The sequence below is a fragment of the Pseudomonas sp. AM4(2022) genome, assembly GCF_036346515.1.
Lineage (GTDB): Bacteria > Pseudomonadota > Gammaproteobacteria > Pseudomonadales > Pseudomonadaceae > Aquipseudomonas > Aquipseudomonas paracarnis.
Genome location: NZ_JAOTNW010000019.1, coordinates 106,673 through 115,078 on the forward strand (window position 1 = coordinate 106,673; position 8,406 = coordinate 115,078).

The 8,406-nt window shown below is 61.5% G+C and carries 4 protein-coding genes; 3 read left to right on the top strand and 1 reads right to left on the bottom strand.

Features of this window, described 5'->3' with window-relative positions; all coding sequences use genetic code 11:
• The first annotated feature begins 29 nt into the window (after positions 1–29).
• Complete coding sequence (locus tag ODQ19_RS22395; RefSeq protein ID WP_330211241.1) at positions 30–959, top strand: LysR family transcriptional regulator; 930 nt, start codon at positions 30–32, stop codon at positions 957–959.
• 66 nt (positions 960–1,025) lie between these two features.
• Here the strand turns inward: ODQ19_RS22395 and ettA are convergent, their stop codons facing one another.
• Positions 1,026–2,690 carry an energy-dependent translational throttle protein EttA gene (ettA, locus tag ODQ19_RS22400; RefSeq protein ID WP_014720011.1) on the bottom strand — a complete coding sequence of 555 codons (1,665 nt, stop codon included), beginning with the start codon at positions 2,688–2,690 and terminating at the stop codon, positions 1,026–1,028.
• Positions 2,691–2,975: 285 nt separating this feature from the next.
• On the opposite strand from ettA, the gene ODQ19_RS22405 reads away from it, so the two are divergent.
• Both ODQ19_RS22405 and glyA read left to right on the top strand, forming a co-directional pair.
• Positions 2,976–6,827: a sensor domain-containing protein gene (locus ODQ19_RS22405; protein ID WP_330211242.1), complete on the top strand. Its 3,852-nt coding sequence runs from the start codon at positions 2,976–2,978 to the stop codon at positions 6,825–6,827.
• A gap of 270 nt (positions 6,828–7,097) precedes the next feature.
• The gene (gene glyA / locus ODQ19_RS22410; RefSeq protein WP_116664955.1) at positions 7,098–8,351 is read left to right on the top strand and encodes a serine hydroxymethyltransferase; all 1,254 of its coding nucleotides are present in this window, start codon (positions 7,098–7,100) and stop codon (positions 8,349–8,351) included.
• Positions 8,352–8,406: the final 55 nt, after the last annotated feature.

The following is an 8,406-nucleotide window of genomic DNA, read 5'->3' on the forward strand; positions in this document are numbered from 1 at the left end:
TTCGGACCGATCAATACCCAGGAAACAGAATGCTTGATCTACGCAAGTTACGTTACTTCCTGACGGTCGCCGAAGAGCTGCACTTCGGCCGCGCGGCCCAGCGCCTGCACCTTGCCCAGCCGCCCCTGACGCGGCAGATTTCGGCCCTGGAAACCGAGCTTGGCTTTCGCCTGTTCGACCGCACCAGTCGCACGGTCACACTGACCGCCCAAGGCCAGCACTTTTTGCCGTATGCCCGCGCAGCGCTGGAGCACGCCAGGCTTGCACAAGACATCGCCGCCAAGCTGGCTGCCGGCTCGACCGGCCAACTGGTCGTAGGCTATGCCAGCTCGATCGCCCTGTCGGAACTCTTCAGCCAAACCCTGCAAGCCTTCGCCCAGCGTTTTCCCGATGTGCAACTGACCCTGGTGGAGAGCGCTTCCGCCAGCCTGCACACCCACGTGCTGGACGGGCGCATCGACATCGGCATGAGCCGCCTGCTGCCGGAGGCCGGGCAAACCGGCGTTAACGTTTTGTCGTTGGGGCAAGAACCGCTGGTGGCGGCTCTTTGCAGCGACAACCCGCTGGCGGAGCAGGACGAAGTCACCCTCGCCCAGCTCAGTGAGTACCCGTTGATTCTGTTTCCCAGCGATTACGGTTCGGGCCTCAACGGCTCCATCGAGCACCTGTATCAACGCCGCGGCCTAGCGCTGCGCCCGGGCCCTGCGGGGCGCCAGATCACCTCGATCATCGCCCTGGTGGCCGCAGGCCAAGGTGTCTCGCTCGTGCCCCGGTGCACCCACACCCTGGCCAGGAAAGGCGTGGTCTACCGCCCCTTGGCAGACCCCGAAGCCTGGGTACACCTGCTGATACTCACACGCTCGCAGTCACGCTCACTGTTGGTCGAGGCGTTTATGGGGGTGGTCGAAGAATTGCTGCGCAGCCGCCCGGCCCTGGCGCCCACAACGCTCCCGGCATAACGCGGGCAAAAAAATACCCCTGCGTGAGGGGTATTTTTTCAACAGGCTGCTGCGGCTATTGCAGCATCAAGCCAGCTTTTTGTGACGCACACGGTGCGGCTGGGCAGCGGCCTCACCCAAACGCTTCTTACGGTCGGCTTCGTACTCGGTGTAGTTACCTTCGAAGAACACCGCTTGGGAGTCATCTTCGTACGCCAGGATGTGGGTCGCGACGCGGTCAAGGAACCACCGATCGTGAGAGATCACAATGGCGGCGCCCGGGAAGTCCAACAGGGCTTCTTCCAGGGAGCGCAGGGTTTCAACGTCGAGGTCGTTGGACGGTTCGTCGAGCAGCAGGACGTTGCCGCCCTCTTTCAAGGTCAGGGCCAGGTGCAAGCGGCCGCGCTCACCACCGGACAGGTCCTTGACGAACTTCTGCTGGTCGCCGCCCTTGAAGTTGAAACGGCCGACGTAGGTGCGCGACGGGATTTCATAGTTGCCGATGCGGATCTGGTCGGAACCGTCGGAGATCTGCTGGAACACAGTCTTGCTGCCGTCCAGGTCATCGCGGCTCTGGTCCACACAGGCCAACTGCACGGTGTCGCCGATCTCGATGCTGCCGGAGTCCGGGGTTTCCTTGCCCATCAGCATGCGGAACAGCGTGGATTTACCCGCACCGTTACCACCGATAACGCCGACGATCGCGCCTTTTGGCATGGCGAACGACAGGTTGTCGATCAGCACGCGGTCGCCATAGCCTTTGGTGACGTTCTTGAACTCGATGACCTTGTCACCCAGGCGCGGACCGGCCGGGATGTAGATCTCGTTGGTTTCGCTGCGCTTCTGGAATTCCTGCGACTGCATTTCTTCAAAGCGTTGCAGACGGGCCTTGGATTTGGACTGGCGGGCCTTGGCGCCTTTGCGCACCCACTCCAGTTCTTCCTTCATGGCTTTTTCGTGGGCCGATTGCTGCTTGGATTCGGCGGCCAGACGGTCGGACTTGGCTTCCAGCCAACCGGAGTAGTTGCCCTCGTAAGGGATACCGGCGCCGCGGTCGAGCTCCAGGATCCAGCCGGCGACGTTGTCCAGGAAGTAACGGTCGTGCGTGATCGCAACCACGGTGCCCGGGAAATCGTGGAGGAAATGCTCCAGCCAGGCGACGGAATCGGCGTCCAGGTGGTTGGTCGGTTCGTCGAGCAGCAGCATGTCAGGGGCCGACAGCAGCAGGCGGCACAGGGCCACACGACGCTTCTCACCACCGGACAGGTGCTCGACCTTGGCGTCCCAGGCTGGCAGGCGCAGCGCATCGGCGGCGACTTCCAGTTGGCGCTCCAGGTTGTGACCGTCGCCCGCCTGCAGGATCGCTTCGAGCTTGGCCTGTTCGGCGGCCAGCTTGTCGAAGTCGGCATCCGGTTCGGCGTAGGCGGCGTACACCTCATCGAGGCGGGCCTGGGCGTCCTTGATCACGCTGACGGCTTCTTCGACCACTTCACGCACGGTCTTGGTCGGGTCCAGGATCGGCTCTTGCGGCAGGTAGCCGATGTTCAAGTCCGGCATCGGGCGGGCTTCGCCTTCGAACTCGGTGTCGACGCCCGCCATGATTTTCAGCAGGGTGGACTTACCCGAACCGTTGAGGCCGAGCACGCCGATCTTGGCGCCAGGGAAGAAGGACAGCGAAATGTTTTTCAGGATTTCCCGCTTCGGCGGAACAACTTTTCCCAGCCGATGCATGGTGAAGACGTATTGAGCCATGGTGAACCTAGCGTCAGTGACTGATGAATTAAGCGGACGATGCCCGTGCCAGGCCATGCGCCGCGCGGGCCTTTGACTATCATCAATGCCAGCGAGCAAAAAAAGCCTGAATATCTGGGGCTGGAACGCCCCCGCGTAACCGGCAAAGCTACCTGAATGCGCTGGGGCAGTCCAGCCAGGCAGGACTGGCACTTTGCCACAACTCAAGGCATGCTAGCCGCCCTTCGGGCGTCCGGCTTATAGTGCACGTCGCGCGCCAGTCCAGCCAAACCGCAGGATCACAGTTTGCCCAACGTCACGCCGCCCACGCCCTTGCGCGCCGCTCATATTGCGCCGGGAGCGCCCCTGCACGGCACCTTGAAAGGCGCGTTGGCGACGCTTGTGCTGCTGTTGCTCGCCTTGTTGTTTTGGCAATTGCTTGATCAATTACAGCAAAACCAGAAAAACCAGCAGCAATACACCATCGACTACAGCGCCGACCTGGCCGAGCAGATCAGCCAGAACATGGCCCTGAGCGCACAGATCGCCCTGAACCTGTTGCCGATTGTCGAGCCGCCGCGCAATGCCGAACAGCAGCAGGCCCTGATGCGCACCTTGCAGCGCTCGTTGCCAGACCTGCGCAGCTTCGCCCTGCTCGCCCCCAGCGGCGCACTGATCAGCGACACTGCCGCCAACAGCCGAGACAGTGCCCTGCTCGAAGACCTGGTCAAGCGCAGTCACGCCCAGTCCTACTACCTGAGCAACGACAATGACGGCACGGTCATCTATCTGTTGCTGCACCAACCCAGCGGTGGCTCCAAGGTGTACTGGGCCTTGCGCCTGGCGCCCAATTACCTGGCCAACCTCACACGCCAGGATGCCCAGGGTCAACGCCCGATGTGGGCGATCGAGAACAGCCTGAACCATCGTGTGGTCAGCCGTGACAGCGGGATGCCGGCGCAGTGGTCCGGCGCCCTGACGCCGGAAGAGTTGAACCGCAGTGTGCTGGTCACGCCTTTAAGCAAAAGCGACTGGCAACTGCGCGGCCTGTTTGACCGTAGCGCGGTGCTGGAACAACTGCTGCCTGCCTTTATCGGCAAGTGCCTGCTGGGCCTGGCGTTTTCGCTGGTCCCGGTGATCGTGCTGCTCAACATGCGCCGCCGCCAACGCCAAGTGCATGAAGGCCGGCGACGCTACCAGGACATCTTCGAGGGCACAGGCGTGGCGTTGTGCGTGCTTGACCTGTCCGGGCTCAAGGCGTTTTGCAACAAGACCCAGGTTCAAAGCCGCGAGCAGTTGCACGCCTGGTTGCAGGCCAACCCCACTGAGCGCAAGCAACTGCTCAAAGAGTTGCGCGTCACCGAGGTCAACCAGATGGCCGTGCGCCTGCTCAACGTCGCGTCCTGCGAGCAGGCCTGGGAACGCCTGATCGATGATTGCCCGCGCAATGCCACGTCCATCGGCTATCAGGTGCTGGAAGCTGTACTGACCCGGCAAAAACAGCTGGAGTTGGAAATCCAGCTCAACGACGTGGCTGGCAACGAACAGTACCTGTGGCTGGTGATGCGTTTGCCGGAGCAGCAGGATGACGTCAAGGCCGTGATTCTCAGCATCAGCGACATCACCAGCCGCAAGCTGATCGAGTTGTCGCTGGTGGAGCGTGAAAGCTTCTGGTCGGATGTGGTGCGCACCGTGCCTGATCACCTGTATGTGCAGGACGTGATCAGCCAGCGCATGATTTTCAGCAACCATCATCTGGGCCACACCCTGGGCTACAACAAAGCCGAACTGCAGCAAATGGGTGAGTACTTCTGGGAAATCCTGCTGCACCCCGAAGACGCCGAGCATTACCACGATTTGCGCCAGCAGCAACGCCAAGCCGCTTATACGACCCAACTGCACTGCCAACTGCGCTTTCGTCACCGCAATAACCAGTGGCGCCGCTTCGATATCCGCGAACAGGCCCTGGCCCGCGATACGTCCACAGTGGTCACCCGGATCATCGGCGTGGCCAAGGACATTACCGACCAGATCGAGGCCAGTGAATCGCTGCGCGACAGTGAACAGCGCTACCGGATGCTGGCCGAAAGCATCAGCGACGTGATCTGCTCCACCGATAGCCAACTGGCCCTCAACTACATCAGCCCCTCGGTCAACACCGTCCTGGGCTATGACGTGGACTGGGTGTTCAAGAACGGTTGGCAGTCGATCGTTGCCAACCCTCAGCAGTTGACCGGCATCTACAACCTGATGGAACAGGTCAGCCGCGCCCTCGGCAACCCCGAGGCCTTGAACACCTTGCGCGATGAAGTCCAGACCCAACTGTTCCTGTTCGACTGCCTGCGCGCCGACGGACGCAAGGTGCCGATAGAGCTGCGCCTGGTGCTGGTGTGGGATGAGCATGGCGGGTTTGAAGGCATCCTCGGCGTGGGCCGCGATATCAGCCAGCAACGCCGCGCCGAAAAAGACCTGCGCATGGCGGCCACGGTATTCGAACATTCCACCTCGGCGATCCTGATCACCGACCCGGCCGGTTATATCGTGCAGGCCAACGAGGCGTTCAGCCGGGTCAGCGGCTATGAAGTGGCGGATGTGCTCGACCAATTGCCGAACATGCTCACCGTCGACGAGCAGCAGGAAGCCCATCTGCGTTATGTACTCAAACAGCTGCATCAGCACAGCACCTGGGAAGGTGAAGTGTGGCTCAAGCGCCGCAATGGCGAGCATTACCCGGCCTGGGTGGGCATTACCGCGGTGTTCGACGATGAAGGCGACCTGGCCAGCTATGTGTGTTTCTTCAGCGATATCAGCGAGCGCAAGGCCAGTGAGCAGCGCATCCACCGCCTGGCCTACTACGACGCCCTGACCCACCTGCCCAACCGCACCCTGTTCCAGGACCGCCTGCACACCGCGTTGCAGTCCGCCGAACGGCAGAAGTCGTGGGTGGTGCTGATGTTCCTCGACCTTGACCGCTTCAAGCCGATCAACGACTCCCTCGGCCACGCAGCCGGCGACCGCATGCTCAAGGAAATGGCCACGCGCCTGCTCGGCTGCGTGGCCGAGGACGACACCGTGGCGCGCATGGGCGGCGACGAGTTCACCTTGCTCCTGCAACCACGGGTCAGCCGCGAGATGGCGCTGAACCGCGCCATTCATGTGGCCGAGCAGATCCTCGCCAGCCTGGTCAAACCCTTTGTGCTGGAGGGTCGCGAGTTCTTCGTGACCGCCAGTATCGGCATCGCCCTGAGCCCGCAAGACGGCAACGAGCTGAGCCAATTGATGAAAAACGCCGACACGGCGATGTATCACGCTAAAGAGCGCGGCAAGAACAACTTCCAGTTCTACCAGGCCGACATGAACGCCAGCGCCCTGGAGCGCCTGGAGCTGGAAAGCGACCTGCGCCACGCCTTGGACCAGAACGAATTCGTGCTCTATTACCAGCCGCAATTCAGCGGCGACGGCAAACGCCTGACCGGCGCCGAAGCCCTGCTGCGCTGGCGCCACCCGCGCCGTGGCCTGGTACCGCCCGGGGACTTTATCCCAGTGCTGGAAGAACTCGGGCTGGTGGTGGATGTGGGCGACTGGGTGATTGGCGAGGCCTGTCGACAGCTCAAGACCTGGCACCAGAACAAGGTGCGCGTGCCGAAAGTCTCAGTGAACATCTCGGCGCGGCAGTTCTCCGACGGCCAGTTGGGCACGCGCATCGCCACCATCCTCAAGGACACCGGCCTGCCGCCGGCGTGCCTGGAGCTGGAGCTGACCGAAAGCATCCTGATGCGTGAAGTCAACGAAGCCCTGCAGATCCTCGCCAGCCTGAAAAACCTGGGCCTGAGCATCGCGGTGGATGACTTCGGCACCGGTTATTCGTCGCTCAACTACCTCAAGCAATTCCCCATCGATGTGCTGAAGATCGACCGCACCTTCGTCGACGGCCTGCCCTCGGGTGAGCAGGACGCACAGATTGCCCGGGCGATCATTGCCATGGCCCACAGCCTGAACCTGGCGGTGATTGCCGAAGGGGTGGAAACCCATGAGCAGTTGGACTTCCTGCGTGAGCATGGCTGTGATGAGGTGCAGGGTTACCTGTTCGGGCGGCCGATGCCGGCGAATCGGTTTGAGGTGCAGTTCAGTAATGATGCGCTGTTCATGTTCGACTGAAAGCTGTGGCGGGGCTTAGGTTTTTTTGTAGGAGCGAGCTTGCTCGCGAAAAACTCACAGGCACCGCGTTCATTCAGGATGCACGCGTTATCGTTGACGTTTTTCGCGAGCAAGCTCGCTCCTACAGAAGAAGGCGATGTACCCATCACCGGCACCGCCCATCCCCAGATGAGCCCCACTTGTCCGCGACATGATGTCCTTTCATATGCCATCTAAAACCCATTGAGTTAGAATGCCCTCCTTTTCTGCCCCCGATCCTTGAGGACCGCCATGTTCAGCCGTGATTTGACTATTGCCAAGTACGACGCCGATCTCTTCGCCGCCATGGAGCAAGAAGCCGTGCGCCAGGAAGAGCACATTGAGCTGATCGCTTCGGAAAACTACACCAGCCCTGCGGTGATGGAGGCTCAAGGTTCGGTTCTGACCAACAAGTACGCCGAAGGCTACCCAGGCAAGCGCTACTACGGTGGTTGCGAGTACGTCGACGTGGTTGAGCAGTTGGCCATCGACCGTGCAAAAGAACTGTTCGGCGCCGATTATGCCAACGTCCAGCCACACGCCGGTTCCCAAGCCAACAGCGCCGTGTACCTGGCCCTGCTGCAAGGCGGCGACACCATCCTGGGCATGAGCCTGGCCCACGGCGGTCACCTGACCCACGGCGCCAGCGTTTCTTCCTCCGGCAAGCTGTACAACGCCGTCCAGTACGGTATCGATGCCAACGGCCTGATCGACTACGACGAAGTCGAGCGCCTGGCGGTTGAGCACAAGCCAAAAATGATCGTGGCCGGTTTCTCTGCCTACTCGCAGATCCTGGACTTCCCACGCTTCCGTGAAATCGCCGACAAGGTCGGTGCCTACCTGTTCGTCGACATGGCCCACGTGGCCGGTCTGGTGGCTGCGGGCGTTTACCCCAACCCAGTGCCTTACGCCGACGTGGTCACCACCACTACCCACAAGACCCTGCGCGGTCCGCGTGGCGGCCTGATCCTGGCGCGTGCCAACGCCGAGATCGAGAAGAAGCTCAACTCCGCCGTTTTCCCGGGCGCCCAAGGCGGCCCGCTGGAGCACGTGATCGCGGCCAAGGCGATCTGCTTCAAGGAAGCACTGCAGCCTGAGTTCAAGACCTACCAGCAGCAAGTGGTCAAGAACGCCAAGACCATGGCCAGCGTGTTCATCGAGCGCGGTTTTGATGTGGTGTCCGGCGGTACTGAAAACCACCTGTTCCTGCTGTCGCTGATCAAGCAGGACATTTCCGGTAAAGATGCTGACGCTGCCCTGGGCAAAGCCTTCATCACCGTGAACAAGAACTCCGTGCCGAACGACCCACGTTCGCCGTTCGTCACCTCCGGCCTGCGCTTCGGCACCCCGGCAGTGACCACCCGTGGCTTCAAGGAAGCCGAGTGCAAGGAACTGGCGGGCTGGATCTGCGACATCCTGGCCGACCTGAACAACGAAGCCGTGATCGACGCGGTACGTGAGAAGGTCAAGGCCATCTGCAAGAAGCTGCCGGTATACGGCGCTTGATTGCAGTTGCTTGAATGAAAAGCCCGGCTCTTGAGCCGGGCTTTTTTATGCCGAT

What these genes read in the sequence shown, in the direction of transcription:
- ODQ19_RS22395 (WP_330211241.1), top strand. Translation starts at nt 30, where the DNA reads ATGCTTGATCTACGCAAGTTACGTTACTTCCTGACGGTCGCCGAAGAG.
- ettA (WP_014720011.1), bottom strand. Translation starts at nt 2,690, where the DNA reads ATGGCTCAATACGTCTTCACCATGCATCGGCTGGGAAAAGTTGTTCCG.
- glyA (WP_116664955.1), top strand. Translation starts at nt 7,098, where the DNA reads ATGTTCAGCCGTGATTTGACTATTGCCAAGTACGACGCCGATCTCTTC.